This window comes from Shewanella sp. SR43-4 (genome assembly GCF_014163845.1).
GTDB classification, from domain to species: domain Bacteria; phylum Pseudomonadota; class Gammaproteobacteria; order Enterobacterales; family Shewanellaceae; genus Shewanella; species Shewanella vesiculosa.
In genome coordinates, this window is sequence record NZ_JACJEB010000007.1 from 230,064 (window position 1) to 251,304 (window position 21,241).

Consider the following 21,241-nt stretch of genomic DNA (forward strand, 5'->3'; position numbering starts at 1 on the left):
CATATAGCCTCCTTGTGAGGCTATTTATTGTGCGTAAAACATCCACTTACTCCTTAAATACACTCGATTGTAATAGTTGTGTTTACATTTTGTTAAATCGTCAATATCCTGCATTGTGTAAAATGTTGTCAACGATATTGCGGATCCCAATATGCAAAACCAAAATAATAATAAATTGCAGTTAAAAGTGGTGCTACTTCCGGCGTTATGCCTGATGCTAGCAATGTTGGCGATTTTTTTTATGTCAGCGCCAGTTGATCAATCTACGGTGTTAATCTTGCTAGGGTGCACTTTAGTGATCCAGTCATGGCTTGGCTGGTTGTTATTTAATCAAGCGATTAACCAGCGTTTAGCGGCACTTCAAGATTATTTAGCCTTGGTCGTGAGTACTGAAACCGCACCACAGAAGCGCCTAGTCGATCCGATTGATGATCAACTCGGTCACATTACTAACCAGTTCAGTGCCTTTATTGAAGGCTTAAAAGTCGTTTTAGCTGAGATTAGACAAGATGTACAAACTTTTCACCATGGCTCACAGGTACTCACTGAGCGAATGAGTTTAGCCGAGCAGTCGATTAGCAATAGTCATGGTGAGAACGAACATATCACCTTATCTTTAAACGCCATTACTCAAACCGCAGATGACTTATCCTTAAGTGCTGATGAACTTAAATCGACCTCAGTTAACCTGACCCAGTTATTACAGTCTGGTAATCAAGACGCCATCGCCAATCACCAAAGTATGACTGATTTCACCAATGGCATTGATGTTATGGTGAACGACTTAGATCTACTCAATAAAGACAGTCAGAAAATTGGTAGCGTACTTGAGGTGATTAAAAGTATTGCAGAGCAAACTAACTTATTGGCGCTTAATGCCGCTATCGAAGCCGCTCGTGCGGGTGAGCAAGGCCGAGGTTTTGCTGTGGTTGCTGATGAAGTGCGTGCATTAGCCTCGCGCACCCAAGAGTCCACCGTCGAAATACAAACCATAGTGGAAGCACTGCAAATTAAAGCTAATAATGCGGTTAATGGCATCAGTAAAAGCCAGCAGATAAGCCAAGTCGGCCTGCAACAATGTCAGCGAGTCACTCAAGCATTTGATAATATTGAAGTGGTATTTACCCAGCTTGACAGTGTCGCTAGCAACATTGCTGATAGTATTTTGGGCCAGCAAGCATCGACTAATTCAATTAATCAACGCGCGGCAAAAATGTCGAGTTTAAGCCAAGATGTTCATGACCATTTAACTGTGATTGCCGAGCGGGCGCAACAGCAAAAAGTCACCGCTAACAAGCTTGATCAAGAGTTAACCCGAGTGTGCGTGTAGTTGTGTTTGCCGCTAAAAAAATCTGACACAAAAAAGGAGCCTAGGCTCCTTTTTGATTAACGTGTTTATTGCCAAGCGCTTGGCAAATTGCCCGGGCAAAATTTACTTGGCAAACTCAGCTAAAATCCAATCTAATGGTGCTTGATACTGTTGTGGCATCCACGTTTTAAGCTGATTGATACTGTCAGTCAGCATAGGGTTATTATGCACAGACAGATTCAAATGACCCACTTTGCGCCCCATGCGAACGTCTTTGTTATACCAAAACAGCTCCGCATTAGGCAGGCTTAACCAGCGATCGTCTTTATCAACGCCGATAAGGTTTACCATCACGCATTGAAAATTCACTTGTGGCTGATGCAAAGGTAAGTTACATAAAGCCCGTAAATGCAATTCAAACTGATTGATATGACAACCCGCTTGGGTCCAATGGCCAGAATTATGCACTCGCGGTGCTAACTCATTCACCATTAAGTGTTCACCAACACGGAAACATTCCATTGCCATTACACCGACGTATTCAAGACCATGCATGACCTTGCTTAGCATGTCTTCCGCTTCAGCTTGCAAAGGTGCTAAGCGGCTTAATGGCGCGATAGAGGCCATTAAAATACCGTCTTGGTGCAAGTTAAGTGTTAGTGGGTAGAACAAACAGCGGCCATCTTGAGTGCGAACACCAACTATCGACACTTCTTCATCGAAGTTAATCGCTTGTTCGGCAATTGCTTCGTTGCGCCAATCGGCAGGGATGGTTGTCGATTCTGCCTGTTTTAACCAATGTTGGCCTTTACCGTCATAACCGCCGGTGCGACGTTTTAATAATACCCGCTCACCATAAGCCTTATGCAGGGCTTCGGTGCTGGTATTGTCATCGACTAATTGCCAAGGTGATGTGGCGACAGCTAATTCATCGAGCAGACTTTTTTGAGTAAAGCGATCCGCTAAACGACCAAATACTGGACCATTAATAAAATGTGGGTGTTGGCTGAGTTGTAAACTGAGCTGTGACTCTGGCCATTGCTCGCGTTCAGCGGTAATGATGTCATCAGCTTCTAGCGGTAATTGCGCATCTGATGGCGTCATAATGTCAACTGGACGCACATTAATGCCTAACGGCTGGCCAGCATGACTGAGCATGGCGCCTAATTGACCGTCACCCAATACCCAAAGATTTTTTGGCAAAGTCATTAGTCTTCTCTCGGATCGGGATTATCAAGGACCGAGCGGGTTTGCTCATCACGAAATGCTTCTAAACGTTCAGCTAAAGCGGCATCGCTAATCGCCAAAATTTGACTGGCTAATAAACCGGCGTTAAATGCACCAGCAGTACCGATAGCCAAGGTGCCAACGGCAATCCCTTTAGGCATCTGTACAATAGACAATAGACTGTCCATGCCAGATAGTGCTTTGCTTTGTACTGGGACACCCAGCACAGGCAAACGAGTTTTAGAGGCGATCATGCCAGGTAAATGGGCTGCACCACCTGCGCCACCAATAATGACTTTATAGCCTTTATCGGCAGCGGAACTTGCAAATTCCATTAGCTTGTCAGGTGTTCTGTGAGCTGAAACGACTTCAACATGGTAAGGCACTTGTAACTTATCCATAATTTCAGCGGCGGCTTCCATCGTAGGCCAATCACTTTTCGAACCCATTACAACAGCAACTAGGGCTTGCATGTTAACTCCTTAACGTACTTATTCTATTAGTATATTTAGTTAATTCGCTCATCAGGATACCGCGGCGATTAACGTCAATATTAAGGCGATAAAAAAGGTGCTAGATAATAGCATAAGCCGTGCTCTGTTGGCTGCAATTCAGTGTTTTATGAGGCTAACACTCAGTTTCTAAATACGAAAACTAAGCTGGAACATCCAAGTTATCACTCGCTCAGATTTTTATTGATGCTGGTTTCAATCGCGACGAAATGATCATTTAAATAACCCTTTTTACTTATCTCGTCGTTATTAGTCGCAAACGCCATCTTGTTTGATTATCGCCAATCGGCTTATAGCCAATCGAGTGATCACAAATGAGTTGATGAAAAGCGCTTGATAAAAGCAAAATGATGAGGGAAACAGCATGAACACTAAAATAAGTCATAACCTAAGTTATCACTGCAAGCGGTTACAGCACAGTGTGTTAACCATAACGATAAGTGCCATGATTGTTAGTGGCTGCGCACCAGAACCCAAAGAAGGTTCTCAATCTAAGGCGCAAGATGCGACGATTGAAGTTGAATCGTCACTTCAGCAAGCGTCAAACAAACAGGGGCAGATACAGGCTTTGAATAATGCATCACCAGTTTCATACCAACAAGCAGCCAGTCTTGTCACTGAAGAACGGCAATTAACACGCACAAAATCCATTGATCATCCAGCTGGTTATCGCAATGTCACTTCCTTGGAGGCCAAGAGTCGTAGCATGACATTGCTGCCAAGCAATAATGATAAGTTTGCATCGGTAGTGCAAAACGGCAACATGGTTGCGGGTGAAACACCTGTATCAACCTTTTCAATTGATGTTGATACAGGCAGTTACAGCACCACGAGAAAATTGATTAATCAAGGTCAGTTGCCGCTTAAAAATAGCGTCAGAGTAGAAGAGCTGGTTAATTATTTTAGTTATGATTATCCCGCACCAACAAGAGAGAATACGCCGTTTAGTGTGACAACAGAGCTTGCTCCTTCACCTTATAATCAAGATACTCAGTTACTGCGGATTGGTATTAAAGGTTATGACATTGCGCCCGACAAGCTCGGAGCCAGCAATTTAGTGTTACTTTTGGACGTGTCTGGTTCAATGTCATCTAACGATAAATTGCCCTTATTGAAACAAGCACTGCTGATGCTCAGTCAGCAGTTATCGGCGCAAGATAAAGTGTCGATTGTGGTGTATGCGGGAGCCAGTGGTGTGGTGTTAGACGGTGTCGCTGGTAATGACTTTAGCGCGATTAACATCGCACTCAATCAGTTAAGTGCGCAAGGCGGCACTAACGGTAGCCAAGGGATTCAGCTGGCGTATCAAATAGCACAAAAGCACTTTATCGAAAACGGCAGTAACCGCGTTATTTTGGCCACAGATGGTGACTTCAACCTCGGTATGACAGATCATCAACAATTAGTTGATTACGTTGCCAGTCAAAGCAAAAAGGGGATTGGCTTATCAACCCTAGGTTTTGGTCTAGGCTCAGGCACTGCCAGTTATAACGACCATTTATTGGAGCAATTATCAAATAAAGCCAATGGTCAGTATGCCTATATTGACACCCTCAATGAGGCCAGAAAAGTCCTTGTTGACCAACTTCATGCCACCCTGCTAACCATTGCTCATGATGTCAAAATACAAATCGAGTTTAATCCAGCTGTCGTGTCAGAATATCGCTTAATTGGTTATGAGAATCGTATGTTAAATCGCAGCGACTTTAACAATGATGCCGTCGATGCTGGCGAAATTGGTGCGGGGCATACTGTGACTGCTTTATATGAACTACGTTATAACGACAGCCATCAGCGCTTAGTTGATCCACTGCGTTATGCTCAGAGCCAGTCTGAGTCGGTTAGTGGGGCTAAAAACACTAATGAAAGTCGAAGCGGGCAGTTAAGTACTGTGAATGAAGTGGCATTTTTAAAGTTGCGCTATAAAGCTATTGGCGAACAAGCTAGCCAATTAATAACTTATTCGATCAGCCGTGATCAGCAGTTAACACATTTACACCAAGCCAGTGATGATTTTCGCTTTGCTGCCGCCGTCGCCGGATTTGGCCAATTACTTAATCATAATGATTATGTCCACGATACTGATTATACTAAGTTAATTACGCTTGCAGAGTCAGCTATGGGCCAAGACCATTTTGGTTATCGCCATGAATTTGTGCAAATGCTTAAAACCGCGAGTGTACTTTCCCAAGCGTTAGCGCCGGGTGTCAATCGGCTTAATCAATAAGTGCATAATTAAAAGGATTAAATAGTGTCAACATTGAAACAGCCTACGCAACAGACTTTTGCCATACAAGCCGGCAGTGACGAGCAGCTGATGTTAGATTATCAGGCCGGCGATATGAATGCCTTTGAAACCTTGTACCGTAAGCATAAAGGACCTTTGTATCGTTATTTTGTCCGCCAATTACATCAGCAGCAGTTAGCAGAAGATTTATATCAAGATACTTGGGGTAAAGTGATTACTGCTGCAGCGCAATATCAGGTAACGGCTAAATTCACCACATGGTTATATAAAATTGCCCACAACTTATTGATAGATCATGTGCGTGCGGTTAAGCCACTGGACAAGCTGGCCCCACTTGGTGAAGACGAGACTATGGATAGCCTAGAAGCTGATAACCAAGCCTCACCAGAGTCGCAATTACAGCAACAGCAACAAGTCGATATGATGAAGCAATGCATTGCAAAACTGCCGCCTGTACAAAAAGAGGCTTTTTTACTCAATATCGAAATGGGGATGACCGCTGCCGCGATAAGCGATATTGCTAATGTGACTTTAGAAGCCACAAAAAGTCGTATTCGATATGCTTATCAAAGTATTAAGCAATGTATCGCGAACCAATGGCAGGAGACATCATTATGAGTCAGCAACAAGATCATGATGCAGAGTTCACTGCATTACAAACAGAAATCAAAGATGCTTACCATCAGCAACCTTTAGAGCAGCCATCGGCTGAACTGGATGAGGCTATTTTAGCCAAGGCGCGAGCTCATGTATCTGTTCAAGGCAAAAAGTCGACAAAGTCACTGTGGCAACGTAATGCCTGGGCATTTTCAAGTGCTGCATCAGTGTTGCTGGTGGCTGGATTGTTTATGTTAAATCCAAGCATACAACAGCAAGTGGGTATCGACCTTGAGCCTAGTTCATCGGTACAGCCTGCTTTATTACAACAGACTAAGAGGCTTTCAGCTGATGCTGCAACCGAAAAGTCGATAGTGGTAGAAGGTTTATCGAGCAGTGCCGAGCGTGCTGAAAATCAACCTCTCAGTCGTGGCGCCGCCAATATCGAGCCCGCCAGTGCTGCGCCAGCACAATCGGATACAAAACAAGCTGTTGCCCCCAAAGGCAATGAAGCCCAATCGCCAAAAAATTCGCTTGGATTACAATCGCTTGCTAATAACAACGAGGTGCAATTAATGAAGCAGCAAGATGAAAGTTCACTAAAAGGTGATATTCATTTAGATACGCCTGATGTCGCATTGGCCCGATTAACCGTATTAATGGCAGACAATAAGCTGATTCAGGCGGAACGTTATATGCTCACTATCGATCAACGCTTCCCTGAGCTATCAGATCCGTCGCATCCACTTTATGAGCAATACCATAAAATTAAACTGCAGCTAACCTCTCGATAATTCACGCATAACACTCGTGAAAATACTCTCAATAACCCAACGGCTAAGCAAATACTGCTTAGCCGTTTTTGGTTACATTTTTGTGCTGCAAAAACAGCCATAACTCTGCTAACGTGAAGCGATAAATAAAAACAGTCTATTAGACTTAATAAAGGAAGCTCCTCACCATGAAACTTCGCCGCTCTGTTGCGCATTGTATGCTGGCTTTAGGTACTTTAGCGTGTTCATCAATGATATTCGCCAATGCCTCTAATCAAGGTTATTACCGCGCTCCTGCATTACACGATCAAACCTTAGTGTTTACTGCCGAAGGCGATCTTTGGACGACTGAACTCAGTCAAAACCAGAACCAAACTAAAGCCAGTCGCTTAACCAGTTTAGCGGCAGAAGAGTTGGACGCAACAATTTCTAAAGATGGTAAATGGGTGGCGTATACGGCCAATTATGAAGGCGCAACCGAAGTGTATGTGATGCCTATTGAAGGCGGCGTAGCTAAACGCGTCAGCTTTGAAAACAGCCGAGTGCGATTACAAGGCTGGACCGCATCTGGCGAAGTATTGTATTCCACCGATAACGCCTTTGGCCCAGCTAACTTTTGGGTGCTTAAAACCGTTGACCCACAAACCTTAACCATCACTGATTTACCGTTAGCTGACGCCGTTGAAGGCACCATAGATGATAAAGGCGAGTATGTGTACTTTACCCAATTTGGTCTGCAAGTCAGTGGCGATAATGTCAAAGTATATCGCGGCGGCGCTAAAGGTGAGATTTGGCGTTATAAGCTAGGCAGTAAACAAGAAGCCCAGCGGTTAACTGCAATCCATGACGGCTCAGTTAAACAGCCGATGCTATCTAATGGTCGAGTTTATTTTGTTAGTGATCAGTCCGGTAATGACAATATTTGGTCAATGACAGTCGATGGCAAAGATTTTATACAGCACACCAAATATACCGACTGGCAAGTGCGTGATGCCCAACTTAATAATGGTCGTATTGTATTTCAGCAGGGCGCCGACATTAAGTTACTCAACTTAGCGAATTTTACTGAGTCAACATTAGACATCGAGCTTACCAGCGACTTTACTCATCGCCGCGAGCTGTGGGTTAACGACCCAATGGATTATGCCACCTCGACAGTGTTTTCGCATCAAGGCGATAACGTGGTCATTACCGCCCGCAGCCATGTGGCAATTGCCAGTAACGATGGTCGCCGTTTAGTGCAAATAGACTCTCCTGCCGACAGCCGAGTACGCGATGGACTATTAAGCGATGATGGCAAATGGGTTTATGGCATTAGCGATGCATCTGGTGAGCAAGAAATTTGGCAATATCCAGCCGACGGTTCAGCTGGCGCGAAACAGCTCACTAAAGATGGCAGCACCTTACGCACCAGCTTGTCGTTATCGCCAAATGGCCGTTATTTAGTGCATGATGATTACATGGGCAATGTGTGGTTATACGATTTAAGCCGCAACAATAACCAAAAAATTATCCAAAACGGCGAGGGGTTAGGCCCTTATCAAAACATTACCTGGTCTGGCGACAGTCAGTTTATTGCCCTAACCAAGGCAGAAATTGGTAAACAGCGTCCGCAAATTGTGTTGTATTCCATTAACGAATCAAAAGCACAAACCTTGACCTCAGACAAATACGAGTCGTTTTCACCCAGTTTTAGTCACGACGGTAAATGGTTGTATTTCTTGTCTAATCGCGAATTTAAAGCCACCCCAGACTCGCCTTGGGGTGACCGTAACATGGGGCCGATATTTGATAAACGCACGCAAGTGTTTGCCTTAGCATTAGATGCTAAAGCGTCGTTTCCGTTTGCCAAACCAACCGAGCTTACTGTTATCAAAGACGCTAAAAAAGCCGACAGTAAAGACCAGGATACCCCAGCAAAAGTCAAAGTAGAGTGGGACGGATTAAACCAACGCTTATGGCAAGTGCCAGTAGATGCTGGTAACTACAATAGTTTAATCGCAACTAAAGATAAGCTGTATTTATTGGATGGCAGCCAAGATAAAAGCGAGTTAAAACTGATTAAGTTTGATCCGCTCAATATTAAGGTTGATACCTTTAGCGAAGATGTCGGCCAATATTCGTTATCAAAAGATGGCAGTAAAATTATGCTGCGCAAACAGTCTGACCCTAAAAACCTTTTGATTGTTGATGCCGGAGACAAACTGCCCAGCGATGTATCACGCGCCAAAGTCAGTACTGACCAATGGCAGTTAAGCATTTCGCCACCACAAGAATGGCAGCAAATTTTTGAAGATGCATGGTTAATGCATCGTGATTCGTTTTTTGACCCGAAAATGCGTGGTGTAGATTGGCAAGCAGCCAAAGCCAAGTATCAGCCTTTGGTTGATAGGCTGACCGATCGTAATGAGCTGAATGATATTTTCATGCAAATGATGGGTGAACTTAACTCATTACATTCACAGGTGCGTGGTGGTGATATTGCTCAAGACGCCGATGCCGCCAAAGCTGCTGCATTAGGGGCTAGGCTGACACAAACCGACAAAGGTGTTGTGATAAGCCATATTTATCAAACCGACCCTGAGTTGCCATTGTCGGCATCACCCCTAGCACGAATTGAAGTGGACGCTCAAGAAGGTGATGTGATTGCCAGCCTCAATGGCAAGAAAGTCACTAATATTGCTGATGTAACGCAATTACTGCGTAATCAAGGTAATAAGCAAGTGTTGCTGGGTTTAGTTCGTGGGAAAACAGCTATCAATACCATAGTAACGCCCCATGATATTGGTACCGATGCCAAGCTACGTTACCTTGATTGGGTTGAGCATAACGGTGACAAAGTAGCCAAAGCCTCTAAAGGTAACATTGGTTATTTGCACTTGTATGCCATGGGCAGCGGTGATGTTGAAAGCTTTGCTCGCGAGTTTTATACCAACTACGACAAAGAGGGGTTAATCATTGATGTTCGCCGCAATCGTGGTGGTAATATCGACAGCTGGATTATCGAAAAACTGTTACGTCGTGCGTGGGCATTTTGGCAGCCAACCCATGGCAGCACGAATGCAAACATGCAGCAAACTTTCAGAGGCCACTTAGTCGTATTAGCTGATCAAATGACCTATTCAGATGGTGAGACTTTTTCTGCGGGAATTAGAGCGCTAAACATTGCGCCTATTATTGGTAAACAAACTGCAGGCGCTGGAGTGTGGTTATCGGGTCGAAATTCGGTGACCGACAAAGGCATGGCGCGGGTAGCAGAATACCCACAATATGCCATCGATGGTCGTTGGATTGTTGAAGGTCATGGGGTGGAACCCGACATTGAAGTGGATAATTTACCTTATGCCACTTTTAGCGGTAAAGATGCACAACTTGAAGCTGCGATCAGTTATTTAAAAGATGAACTAGTACAGCAACCTATAAAGCCATTGAGCGGATTACCTATACCTAAAACAGGTTCTGCGGCAGACATTAAAACCAAGTAACCTCACATTGGTTTAAGTAAAACAGTAAAAAATAACCCTCTCACGCATAATGCTGAGAGGGTTATTATTATTGATTTATCACAGCAAATACTTAGTGTTTTATTTCAACTTCGCATGCTAATGAGTTAGCAATAAAGCAATTTGCATGGGCTTTTTCATGTATTTTAGCTAACGTTTCTTCGTCAACGTCAACCCCTTGTGCAAATGTCACTTTTGGCGCTAATGTCATTTTAACCACGGCCACTTTGCCCGCTTCATTTTTACCTAAATCAGCAGTGGCATTATCAACATAACTGGCCACAGGCAGCCGCTTTAAATGGGCAATCGCTAAAAAGGTCAACATATGGCATGAAGACAAAGCCGCGAGCAAACTTTCTTCTGGATTCACTTTATCCGCATTGCCTTTGTATTCTGGCGCAGATGACGCTTGAATGCTTTGCCCTGTGCCAAACTTAACCTCATGATCGCGATTAAATTCACCTTCTTCACTAGGTGAAGACTGCCAATTTACCGTTAATTTAAAGCCCATTTTGTACTCCCCAAACCCCATTAAAGTGGTATTTATAACAACTTAATATAGCGTGTATTACCGCTGAACAGCGGGTACTTACCAAACGGTAACACATCTGTATTGATTCAACACCAAGCGTACCCCAATGTCCATTAATTTGATCTGAATAGTCAAATTGAAACACCCACCTAATGTGACTAAATCGTGGTAATCAATGTTGCGAAACCGCTATGCATCAAAGTGAGTTAGATAACTTTAAAATCAGTTGCTTACATGGTTAACATGACTATTTGGTTATGTGTTTTAAAACAAGCTTATGTTATCAATTTGTAATGAATACGTATGCATTGTGTTGTGTGTTATTCAAGCTAATGCCTAGTATATCGGAATAATAAATGTCTAATATTTAGATTTGTCTGCGCGAGATAACTGAGTATTGGATCACTAATAAGTCGATATGGTGAGGGAAAAACCAATGCTCAAAAGCAAACCCAGTTTATTGTCATTAGCCTTAGTGGCAGCAGGTGTGAGCGTGATGTTCATGCCTCATATTGCAATGGCTAATGATGATGTTAATCCGCTTGAACAGCCAAGTGCCGCTAAACAAAGTATTGAAGTCAATAAGCCTGCGACGACGGCCGATGACGCTAATGCAAGTGAGCTTGTCGCCACCAGTGCTGTAGTCAGTCTTGCAGCAAGTGACGAGCCGATTGAACGTATTGCGGTCAAAGGTTACAGCCGCAGTCTCATTGATTCACTTAACTCAAAACGGTTTAGTGACACAGTGTCAGAGCAGTTGTCGGCAGATGATTTGGGGGCATTGCCTGATGTATCAATGGCAGATGCATTAACACGCTTACCGGGGATTTCTGCAGTACGTACTGGTGGGCAGGCGGCAGAAATTAACATTCGCGGCATGTCTGGTGGGTTTGTATTTTCGACCTTAAATGGCCGCGAGCAGGTATCAACCAGCGGTTCGCGCAGTATTGAGTTTGATCAATATCCCTCTGAGTTGATTAGCTCAGCAGCGGTTTATAAATCGCCTAAAGCATCGCTTATAGAAGGCGGTGTTGCAGGTACGGTTGAGTTACAAACCGTCAGCCCACTGAGTATCGATAAAGATTATAGCTTTGTTATTAATGCCCGGGGTATGCATAACGATCGTGCCAGTGAAGTGTTTGGCGCAGAAGAATATGGCAGCCGTTTAAGCTTTTCTTACCAAGGTAAGTTTTTAGAAGATACCTTAGGTATTGCAGTCGGTTATGCCCGCCTAGAACAGCCCAGTGTTGCCACCCAATTTATTGGCCTAGCGTACAACGACTCAAAAGAGCTAGATGGTCTGGCAAACGACACTAACGGCCCGGTTGATAACCCAGACTTTGAATACATCAGCGAAGGGTTTGAAATGCAGCATTTAGGTGGCGTTGAAACACGCAACGGTTACATGGGCGCAATTGAGTGGGCACCCGTTGATAACTTTGTGGTTAAAGCCGATGCATTTATGTCTCGTTTTGACAGCGAATCATTTGCACGAGGATTTCGAGCAAAATTGGGTGGTCGCAATGCCAGTGTCGCCAACCCTGTATATGATGGCAACAGCGTGATTGGTGGTACGTTTAATCGCACCTCCAAAAGCTACACTCGAGTTGAAATTGTTAACGATGACAACCAAGATTTTGATGAAGTAAACAGTTTTGGTGTCAATGCGGATTGGCAAGTTACCGATAAGCTCAATGTCAATCTTGATGTGTCGTTGTCGTCAGCCAAAAGTGACTTCCGTAATGGGTTATTGTGGTCAAATGTGGCCGTCGATGCCAATGCCGACACACCGATATTCGATGAAAATGTGTCAATTAGTTACTTGCTCAATGGTCTAGATTTACCCGACATTGGTTTTAATCAAGCGGAGGCTTTTTCTGATGTAGACCGAGTGATGGTCAGCAAATACGGTATTTATCCTTTTGTGAATGAGGATGAAATGAAAGCCTATCGAGTCGATTTTAAATACGATTTAGAAACCGACATTATATCCAGTGTAGAATTTGGTGCCCGTTATTCAGATCGTACTTACTCTAATAATCGTTCGGTATTTGAATACGGTAACGACGGTGCTTTTTCAAAGTCTGAGCCACCGCTTAAACTGACCGAAGACATGACCACAGTTGTCGATTGGCAAGGTGATTTTAGCTACTTTCCTTCTTACTTAGCGATTGATTTGGACGCAGCATTAAATGCTTGGTTCCCTGATGGTATTCCACAACCGGTACAAACTTGGGGTAATGCTGACGGGGTTGTTGATCCTCAAGGCTATACCACTAACTACTCTTGGACTGTTTTACAAAGTGGTGAAGTGTATGAAAAAGTGATATCTGCCTATGTGATGGCCAATATCAATACTGAAATTGGCGGCATGCCAGTGACCGGTAATATTGGTTTGCGCATGGTTGATACCGATCAATCTGCCACTATGCTACAAAACGTTGATGGCGATATTAACCTCGGTGCGCAAAATATTACTGACAGTATTGGCATTATCAACCAAAACTATGTGTCGACGGTTCAAGGTATCAGCTACACCGACTACCTACCATCGATTAACTTAAATTTTAAAATCACCGATGACTCTCAAATCCGCGTCGCGGCTGCCAAAGTCATGTCACGCCCGCCAATTAACCGCTTAGCGGGCGATATCAGTGCGTCGGTATCTGACGATGGCAAGATTAATGGTTCGAGCACTAATAACCCATTTTTAATGCCATTTTATGCCGATCAATATGACCTGTCTTACGAGTACTATTTTGATGAAGGCGCCTTTGTTGCGGCGGTATTCTACAAAAATATAGACTCATTTATCGACACGATTGCCATTGAAAACTTCGATTTTCAAGCGAATGGTTTTAACGTGCCAGATTACATTGTCGATGAGATCAGTGGTGAACAAATTGCCACCACTAACGGTACCTATACCACCGCCGTTAATAATGCCAAAGGCGGTTATATTCGCGGCTTAGAACTGGCTTACACCCAAGTGTTTGCCTCACTTCCTGATGCATGGTCTGGCTTAGGCTTTAATGCCAGCTATTCGTATACCGAATCAGAAGTGCAGTCTATTACCAGTCTTGGTGGCGACACCACAACTCAAGACCTACCTGGCTTGTCTAATAACGTGGTCAGTGCAACCTTGTTTTATTCCTATGAAGGGTTTGAAACTCGTGTCAGTGCGCGTTTTCGCGACGAATTTGTGTCTGAGCAAGTGGCCATTAATGAGCAAGTGGTGAACTTTGACGCAGAAACCGTCATCGACTATCAAGCATCGTATCAAGTGAATGACGGCTTAGGCCTGCTGTTTCAAGTCAATAACCTCACCGATGAACCGACTAAAAGTTATTTCGGTAACCAAAATAAAACCGGCACTTTACAGTACTTTGGCCGCGAATTTTATTTGGGGTTCACTTATGCCATGTAACCAACAAGCGGGTTTATTGCTTAATCTGAACTCGGGATGAAGTGTGTATTTATAACGATAATAATCAAAACCTTAACTAGATTTCACTGTCAAACTTGTCATTTGTTTTACTCACAAGGCAAATTAACGCGTCAATAGCGAGCCTATGGCAAATTAATTCAACGCAGTTAGCAAGACAAAGGGCTGTTTGAAAGGCGTTTATTATCTCGAGTTCAGGTTACTTATAAAAACAAATAAAAATTATCCGATTGCCAATGGGCAACATGCGATAGGGAGAAGTAAGTCATGATGACTAAATCAATAATGTCGACGATCAGTGTATTTGCGCTAAGTATGGCCACACTGATGGGGTGTGGTGGTGATTCGTCAGCACCAGGGGAAGTATTATTAACTTGTAATGTACCCAATGTGCCTAATGCCGCGGGGACTGAATGTGTGGCGCCGCCGCCACTAAGCTGCCCAGCACCTAAATTTCCAGATGCTAAAAATGAGAGTTGTATCGTTGGCTACAATTCTGAACTACCTATGCCTGTTGTGTTGGCAGGGCCAAATCAGGCTGTGTTGTATTACAACCGTATCAAAGACAAAGATAACAGCAGCAGTAATCCAAATTATCCCGGTTATAAACTCCACACTTGGAATAACGACACCTGTGATGCCTATGCGCCTCCATATGACTCAAGCGACTGGGCCAATGGTCACTCGTTCGATGGTATCGATCCCAACTATGGTGCTTATTGGCTAATTAACCTAAAAGATGGCTATAGCGACTGCGGCAACTTTATTATCCATGTTGGGACCGAAGGTTCGGGTAAAGCGCTGGGTGACACTGACTTAACCATGAACCTTAAAGCCTATGAAGATGATAGTGCGCCAGAAGCACAGTTTAATCGGGCTAACTTCACTATTCATGGTGAAGGAGATGTGTATGATTATCCTATTTTAGACGTTGGGTTTTCTATTGACGGTGCCAGTGCGCATTGGTTAGATCAAAACACTTTTGTATGGAATGAGCCTGCCGACGGCGTGGCGAAGTTTGTCTTACATCACTCAGCCACCGCGGGTATTGAGGTCGATAACGACGGTAATATCAATGGGGCGCAACTAGAGTTAATTGAAACTGAACTCAGTGATGCACAAAAAGTATTAGTGCCACATTTAGCAAGTTGGCCAGCCTACCAAGCTAGCTTTACTGCCGATGAAGCGAAAGCCATGGCCAAAGAGCAGCTGGTGCTGGTGGCTTACGATAGTGATAACAAACCCATAGCAGCAACAAATGTGCAGGTCGCTAAAGTGCTCGATGACTTGTATACCAAAGGTGATAATGACGCCGACGAGGCTAATTTAGGTGTGATTTATGACGGCAGCAATATCAGCGCCAACGTATGGGCACCAACGGCAATATCCGTTAATGTAAAGATTTTTGACAGCGCTAAAAAACTCACTAAAACCCACGCAATGACCTTAAATGCAGCAAGCGGTATTTGGTCCTTTAGCGGTGACATGAGCTTAGACCGCCAATACTATCGCTATGAGCTGAAGGTATATCACCCCATTTCGAAGAAAATAGAAACCCTAGAAAGCACCGATCCTTACTCATTAAATGTGTCTACTAATGGCCGTTATAGTCAGTTTATTCATTTAAGCGATGCTGATCTCAAGCCCGCTGGGTGGGACGGTCATACGGTAATGACTGTTGAAAATCCTGAAGATATCGTGATATACGAAGGTCATGTGCGTGACTTCAGTGCTCGGGATGAAAGCACTTCTGCAGCTAACCGTGGTAAGTACCTAGCATTTACCGAGACGGGGAGTGCGCCAGTTGAGCATTTACGTCAATTGGCTGAAACAGGGGTAACACATTTTCATGTGCTACCAACAACGGATATTGCCACTATCGATGAAGATGTTACAAAACGCATTGAAATCACCGATACACTCGGCAAATTGTGCACCCAAATTAGCGATACAGCTAACGCCTGTAAAACTCAAGATAAAGCCGCGACAATCGCATCTATTTTAGCTGACTTCTTACCTGGTTCTGCAGACGCACAAGATTTAGTCGGCGCGCTACGCAGTTATGACGGTTTTAACTGGGGTTACGATCCGCATCACTTTATTGCACCAGAAGGCAGTTATGCCTCAAGCCCAGAGGGTATTGCACGAGTTAAAGAACTGCGCGCCATGAACCAAGCGCTGCATGAACTTGGCTTACGTGTGGTACTCGATGTGGTCTATAACCATACTAGCGCATCGGGCCTATGGGATAACTCAGTATTTGATAAGCTTGTACCGGGTTACTACCACAGATATAACGAAATCAGCGGTAAAATAGAAACCTCTACCTGTTGCGATAATACTGCTACCGAGCACCGTATGATGGATAAGTTTGTCACCGACTCTCTGGTTATTTTAGCTAAAGAGTACGGTTACGACGGCTTCCGTTTTGATGTGATGGGTCACATGCCCAAAAGCAGTATTTTAGCCGCGCGTGATGCTGTGCAAGCGGTTGATCCTGATAACTATTTCTATGGCGAAGGTTGGAACTTTGGTGAGGTTGCCGACAATCGCTTATTTGAGCAAGCTGTACAAGCGAATATGGCGGGTTCTGAAGTAGGAACGTTTAACGATCGTATCCGTGAAGCTGTGCGCGGTGGGGCATTATTTGCTACAGACAAAAAAGATGATTACTTACGTGATCAAGACACCTTACGTTTATCCATGGCAGGTAACTTACAAAACTACGTGTTAAAAGACTTTAACGGTAACTCAGCTAAAGGCAGTAGCTTTAGCTGGAACAGCCAGCCAACAGCTTACGCGTTAGACCCTGCCGACAGCATTAACTATGTGTCCAAGCACGACAACGAAACATTATGGGATATTTTACAATACAAACATGATGTTGGTTTATCACTTGAACACCGCGTTCGGGTACAAAACATTGCCGCAACCATTCCATTAATGAGCCAAGGTATCCCCTTTTTACAAATGGGTGGCGACATGTTGCGCTCTAAATCGATGGACCGTAACACCTATGATGCCGGCGATTGGTTTAACTGGGTCGACTTTACCAAAAACAGCAATAATTGGAATGTTGGTTTACCGTTAGCACAAGATAACGAGACTAAGTGGAGTGTGATTAGTGGGATTTCGGCTAACCCCAATGCTGCTGCATCTATGTCTGAAATCGATTTTGCATCATCGGTATTCAACGAGTTCTTGGCCATCCGTCACCAAAGTAAATTGTTCCGTTTAACCACAGCGCAAGACATTATCGACCGAGTGGGCTTTCATAATATCGGTAAAAACCAAAAGCAGGGCGTGATTGTGATGAGCATTGACGACGGTGCAGGCTTAACCGATATCGATCCAAGCGTTGATGCCATTGTGGTGATGGTTAATGGTAGTGCCCAAGAGCAAACTCAGACCATTGCCACCGCTAGCGGTTTTAGCTTGCATGCAAAGCAGCAAGTGTCGATAGACAACGAGGTGCAAAACGCTAGCTTTACTCAAGGAGATGGTGAAGGCACATTTACCGTACCCGCTTACACCACTGCTGTGTTTGTTAAAGTACAAGGCGAAATGCAAGGCGAGGGTTTAACTGCAAATGCTACAGCAGGCGCACCAGATGTCGTCCCTTTTGGCAGTACAGATGTATTTGTGCGTGGCGATATGAATGGCTGGGGTGAGGTTGATAAGCTCACTTATGTCGGTAATGGCGAATACCGTATTGCGATTACCTTAACTGCAAATAGTTATAATTTTAAACTGGCATCAGCAGATTGGAACACAGTTGATTTTGGTGCAATTTCTAGTGATGTGGCCGTTGTTGATGAAAACGTGGCTGAATTGCTTGCTGCCAAAGGAGCTAACATGACCTTTACAGCATCACGTGACGCAACCTACGTGTTCTCATTAAATGCGGCAGACAAGCAGAACCCTGTGTTATCGGTATATAACCAAGAGCCTTTTGCAGACACCCCAGTATATTTACGCGGTGACATGAATGGCTGGTCTACCGATAATGAAATGGTCTATTTAGGTGGCAGTATATATCGTGCTGAAGTCATGGTTACCGCTGGAATCAAAGGCTTTAAAATGGCCTCTAGCGACTGGGATCGCGTCGATTATGGTAGCTTAGATGCAGATGGCACAGTGCAGCTGAGTATTGGCAAGGCACTGGCTGTAAAAGGTGGCAATTTAAGCATCAATATTGAAACAGATGCGATGTACAGTTTTACCTTTGATATGAGTAATCGCAATGCCCCTATTTTGACCATCGACAAAACAGACATGTTTGTCGGTAATACCGTTTACATTCGAGGTGGCATGAATGGCTGGGGCGAAGTAGATGCATTGGCCTATCAGGGATCATCTATTTACCAAGTCGATATTGCGTTAGCTGTCGGTGATAATGAATTTAAAATCGCGACAGCAGATTGGTCGACAATTGATTTTGGTGCCATAGCAGGCGATGACGCTGTGAGTGAAGGTTTGTTGAAAACCTTAGCGAAAAAAGGCGCAAACATGCACTTTAATGCCACAAGCGCCGGTACCTATCGCTTTACGGTAACAGGTCCAAGCTCTGAGTCACCTACTTTGTTAGTGACAAAGTTGAACTAGGTTTAGTGATTATCCAGTAAACACAAAACCCAGCGCAAGCTGGGTTTTATTTGTTTAATTGAAACGGTTTAAGCGTCTTCTGTCGTCAGTTTACTAATTAATTCAGCAATAGTGTCGGGATCTTGTGCGCCAGAGACTAAATATTGTTGATTAAACACAATGGCGGGGACGGCTTGGATCCCGCGACTGATCCACAGTTGCTCTTCCTCTTTTACCGCAGTTTCAAAGCGTTTGTCTGTGAGCACTGCTCGTGCCTCATCAGCATCTAAGCCTACCTTTGTGGCTGCTTCAATGAGAACTTCAATGTCATCTGGGTTTTTCTGATCAGTAAAGTAGCTGCTGAACAACGCCAGTTTCAATTCAGTTTGCTTGCCAGACTCCGCCGCCCAATAAAGTAGCTGGTGGGCCTGTAGCGTGTTATAAATTCGCGATGCGTCAGAAAAGTTAAACTCAAAGCCTAAATCGGCACCCATTTGGGTTAATCGTTGACGATTTTGTGTACTTTGTTCCGGTGTTGAGCCGTACTTCTCGGCAATATGTTCACCTAAGTGTTGCCCTTCAGGCCCCATTGCGGGGTTTAGCTCAAACGGATGCCACTGCAATTTAACCTCTAAATCGTCAAATTGACTCAATGCTTGTTCAAGTCGGCGATAACCAACAATGCACCATGGGCACATTACGTCAGAAATAATATCGATTTGCAGTTGATTCGTTGCCATAGGGATCCTTTATAAAAAATTAATTCGACTTCATTTACTAAAGTCTAAACAGATAAAAAATGTATAGTTGCTTACAAAGTAACTGCTTTTAGTGGTTATTTGTTTGGTTTGTAATCACTTGTGAGAACAAGCCAAAAGTTGCAACCTTTGTGACATTATTGTGTCTATACTTAATCAGTAATCTGATGTTTAATCAATGTAGGGGTTAGGTCAATTTGATATACCCCATGCACGTTTATTAATGGCACAGTGATAAAGTACGCAAGGAGATATAAAACACATTATAGACTTGAGTATTTGTGACGCAAAGCACATGCCCTATGTCTAAATATGTCAGTCTGCATTTGTGCAACACCATAATTTATGTCAGCATGCAGTTGTGACACGCGATAAATTTGGCAAGTAAATTCTTTTAAGGACAATCTATGAAAATAAATCTTTCTGGTCACCATGTTGATGTTACAGACACTGTCAAACAACACGTAGATGAAAAATTCGCTAAAATAGCTAGCCATTTCCCCACGCTTATCTCGCTAGATATCATCATTGCTAAAGAGCATGGTGAATATGATGTTGAAATTAGAACTAACTATGAAGGAACTCGCATTGCTGCTAAAGGTACTGATTTAGTCATGTATCCCGCTATAACAAGCGCTGCTAAAAAACTCGATGCGGCACTAAAGCATCGTAAAGGTCAATTGAAAGCAGATTTACATGAAAAACCAGATGTAACTGCACCAGAAATTGCTTACGAAAAAGTTCAAGAAATGGACTTACGTTAAGTACATTCGTTGATTAAACGACATTAAAAAACGCAGCCTAAGCTGCGTTTTTTAGTTTGGTCTGCTCAAAACACTAATGCTTCAAAACACTAATGCTAGGGAAGATGACGTTTGGCTCGCGGCTAAGTCATCTAGTTCCTAGACTTGTAGCGTTTCTCGTTTCAGCGAGTTTTATTCTTCGTTAATCTCAGCGTTGTGATAAACGTTCTGTACGTCGTCACAATCATCAAGAGCGGCTAAGAATTTTTCAAAACTTTCAATGTCTTCGCCAGTAAGTTCTGTCATGGTTTGTGGCACAAATGCTAAATTCTCTACCTTAAAATCAATCTCTGGAAAGGCTTCAGTTAACACTGTGCGGGCATTGTTAAACTCTGACACTGGCGCAAATACGCTGATGATGCCATCTTCAAGCTCTACATCGGCAACGTCGACGTCAGCCATCATAAGCAGTTCTAAAATAGCTTCATCGTCATCACCATCAAATACAAATACTGCTTGATGTTCGAACATATGGCCAACAGTACCAGGGCTACCTAACTTGGCATCATTTTTAACAAATGCTTGGCGAACCTGAGTAAAAGTACGGTTACCGTTGTCTGTTAAGCAGTCAACAATCACCATACAACCGCCAGGTCCAAAACCTTCATAGCGGGCGGTATCATAATCTTCACCACCACCACCACGAGCTTTTTCAATGGCACGTTCAATAACGTGTGCCGGAACTTGATCTTTCTTTGCGCGGGCAATCAAGCTACGTAGAGCTAGGTTACCATCTGGGTCAACGCCGCCTTTAGCGCAAATGTAAATCTCTTTACCATAGCGTGAGTAAATTCGTGTCTTTTGGCCGGCGGTTTTCGCCATGGACTCTTTTTTATTTTGATATGCTCTGCCCATCTTAATCTCGTTTTTTAAATGTTTAAGGCTAAAAATTGTCATCGATTCTAACAGGAATAAGTTGTGCTGTTTAGGTGCAGGATCTAAATTTCACG

At 43.7% G+C, this 21,241-nt stretch carries 13 protein-coding genes; 8 read left to right on the forward strand and 5 right to left on the reverse strand.

What is annotated here, in order from left to right:
- Nucleotides 1-151 precede the first annotated feature (151 nt).
- On the forward strand, nt 152-1,330 hold the full coding sequence (locus H5123_RS10435; protein ID WP_182697912.1) for a methyl-accepting chemotaxis protein: 1,179 nt from the start codon (nt 152-154) through the stop codon (nt 1,328-1,330).
- A 102-nt stretch (nt 1,331-1,432) separates the two neighbouring features.
- Here the strand turns inward: H5123_RS10435 and purK are convergent, their stop codons facing one another.
- Complete coding sequence (gene purK / locus H5123_RS10440; protein ID WP_182697913.1) at nt 1,433-2,518, reverse strand: 5-(carboxyamino)imidazole ribonucleotide synthase; 1,086 nt, start codon at nt 2,516-2,518, stop codon at nt 1,433-1,435.
- Nucleotides 2,518-3,009 carry a 5-(carboxyamino)imidazole ribonucleotide mutase gene (gene purE / locus H5123_RS10445; RefSeq protein ID WP_182697914.1) on the reverse strand — a complete coding sequence of 164 codons (492 nt, stop codon included), beginning with the start codon at nt 3,007-3,009 and terminating at the stop codon, nt 2,518-2,520. Before purE ends, purK begins: the two co-directional genes overlap by 1 nt.
- A 403-nt stretch (nt 3,010-3,412) precedes the next feature.
- Between purE and H5123_RS10450 the strand changes: the two genes are divergently transcribed.
- The 4 genes from H5123_RS10450 (at nt 3,413) to H5123_RS10465 (ending at nt 10,151) form a co-directional block, all read left to right on the forward strand.
- Nucleotides 3,413-5,275, forward strand: coding sequence for a VWA domain-containing protein (locus tag H5123_RS10450; protein ID WP_259395626.1), 1,863 nt, complete (start codon nt 3,413-3,415; stop codon nt 5,273-5,275).
- 90 nt (nt 5,276-5,365) lie between these two features.
- On the forward strand, nt 5,366-5,914 hold the full coding sequence (locus H5123_RS10455) for a sigma-70 family RNA polymerase sigma factor (RefSeq protein WP_182697933.1): 549 nt from the start codon (nt 5,366-5,368) through the stop codon (nt 5,912-5,914).
- Entirely contained in the window at nt 5,911-6,687 is a 777-nt protein-coding gene (locus tag H5123_RS10460) for a hypothetical protein (RefSeq protein ID WP_182697915.1), read from the forward strand. The genes H5123_RS10455 and H5123_RS10460 overlap by 4 nt, the downstream gene beginning before the upstream one ends.
- A gap of 167 nt (nt 6,688-6,854) precedes the next feature.
- The gene (locus H5123_RS10465; RefSeq protein ID WP_182697916.1) at nt 6,855-10,151 is read left to right on the forward strand and encodes a S41 family peptidase; all 3,297 of its coding nucleotides are present in this window, start codon (nt 6,855-6,857) and stop codon (nt 10,149-10,151) included.
- Nucleotides 10,152-10,242: 91 nt separating this feature from the next.
- Here the strand turns inward: H5123_RS10465 and H5123_RS10470 are convergent, their stop codons facing one another.
- Nucleotides 10,243-10,680 carry an OsmC family protein gene (locus H5123_RS10470; protein WP_124017558.1) on the reverse strand — a complete coding sequence of 146 codons (438 nt, stop codon included), beginning with the start codon at nt 10,678-10,680 and terminating at the stop codon, nt 10,243-10,245.
- Nucleotides 10,681-11,137: 457 nt separating this feature from the next.
- On the opposite strand from H5123_RS10470, the gene H5123_RS10475 reads away from it, so the two are divergent.
- Together H5123_RS10475 and pulA are read left to right on the forward strand one after the other, a co-directional pair.
- Complete coding sequence (locus H5123_RS10475; protein WP_182697917.1) at nt 11,138-14,128, forward strand: TonB-dependent receptor; 2,991 nt, start codon at nt 11,138-11,140, stop codon at nt 14,126-14,128.
- Nucleotides 14,129-14,413: 285 nt separating this feature from the next.
- The gene (gene pulA / locus H5123_RS10480; RefSeq protein ID WP_182697918.1) at nt 14,414-18,751 is read left to right on the forward strand and encodes a pullulanase-type alpha-1,6-glucosidase; all 4,338 of its coding nucleotides are present in this window, start codon (nt 14,414-14,416) and stop codon (nt 18,749-18,751) included.
- A 68-nt stretch (nt 18,752-18,819) separates the two neighbouring features.
- Here pulA and H5123_RS10485 read toward each other — a convergent pair whose 3' ends face one another.
- The gene (locus H5123_RS10485; protein ID WP_182697919.1) at nt 18,820-19,470 is read right to left on the reverse strand and encodes a DsbA family oxidoreductase; all 651 of its coding nucleotides are present in this window, start codon (nt 19,468-19,470) and stop codon (nt 18,820-18,822) included.
- Nucleotides 19,471-19,895: 425 nt separating this feature from the next.
- Between H5123_RS10485 and hpf the strand changes: the two genes are divergently transcribed.
- Nucleotides 19,896-20,252, forward strand: coding sequence for a ribosome hibernation-promoting factor, HPF/YfiA family (hpf, locus tag H5123_RS10490; protein ID WP_011636558.1), 357 nt, complete (start codon nt 19,896-19,898; stop codon nt 20,250-20,252).
- 171 nt (nt 20,253-20,423) lie between these two features.
- On the opposite strand, the gene H5123_RS10495 is transcribed toward hpf, so the two are convergent.
- Complete coding sequence (locus tag H5123_RS10495; RefSeq protein WP_124017554.1) at nt 20,424-21,146, reverse strand: YebC/PmpR family DNA-binding transcriptional regulator; 723 nt, start codon at nt 21,144-21,146, stop codon at nt 20,424-20,426.
- Nucleotides 21,147-21,241: the final 95 nt, after the last annotated feature.

What these genes read in the sequence shown, in the direction of transcription:
- H5123_RS10435 (WP_182697912.1), top strand. Translation starts at nt 152, where the DNA reads ATGCAAAACCAAAATAATAATAAATTGCAGTTAAAAGTGGTGCTACTT.
- purK (WP_182697913.1), bottom strand. Translation starts at nt 2,518, where the DNA reads ATGACTTTGCCAAAAAATCTTTGGGTATTGGGTGACGGTCAATTAGGC.
- purE (WP_182697914.1), bottom strand. Translation starts at nt 3,009, where the DNA reads ATGCAAGCCCTAGTTGCTGTTGTAATGGGTTCGAAAAGTGATTGGCCT.
- H5123_RS10450 (WP_259395626.1), top strand. Translation starts at nt 3,413, where the DNA reads ATGAACACTAAAATAAGTCATAACCTAAGTTATCACTGCAAGCGGTTA.
- H5123_RS10455 (WP_182697933.1), top strand. Translation starts at nt 5,366, where the DNA reads ATGTTAGATTATCAGGCCGGCGATATGAATGCCTTTGAAACCTTGTAC.
- H5123_RS10460 (WP_182697915.1), top strand. Translation starts at nt 5,911, where the DNA reads ATGAGTCAGCAACAAGATCATGATGCAGAGTTCACTGCATTACAAACA.
- H5123_RS10465 (WP_182697916.1), top strand. Translation starts at nt 6,855, where the DNA reads ATGAAACTTCGCCGCTCTGTTGCGCATTGTATGCTGGCTTTAGGTACT.
- H5123_RS10470 (WP_124017558.1), bottom strand. Translation starts at nt 10,680, where the DNA reads ATGGGCTTTAAATTAACGGTAAATTGGCAGTCTTCACCTAGTGAAGAA.
- H5123_RS10475 (WP_182697917.1), top strand. Translation starts at nt 11,138, where the DNA reads ATGCTCAAAAGCAAACCCAGTTTATTGTCATTAGCCTTAGTGGCAGCA.
- pulA (WP_182697918.1), top strand. Translation starts at nt 14,414, where the DNA reads ATGATGACTAAATCAATAATGTCGACGATCAGTGTATTTGCGCTAAGT.
- H5123_RS10485 (WP_182697919.1), bottom strand. Translation starts at nt 19,470, where the DNA reads ATGGCAACGAATCAACTGCAAATCGATATTATTTCTGACGTAATGTGC.
- hpf (WP_011636558.1), top strand. Translation starts at nt 19,896, where the DNA reads ATGAAAATAAATCTTTCTGGTCACCATGTTGATGTTACAGACACTGTC.
- H5123_RS10495 (WP_124017554.1), bottom strand. Translation starts at nt 21,146, where the DNA reads ATGGGCAGAGCATATCAAAATAAAAAAGAGTCCATGGCGAAAACCGCC.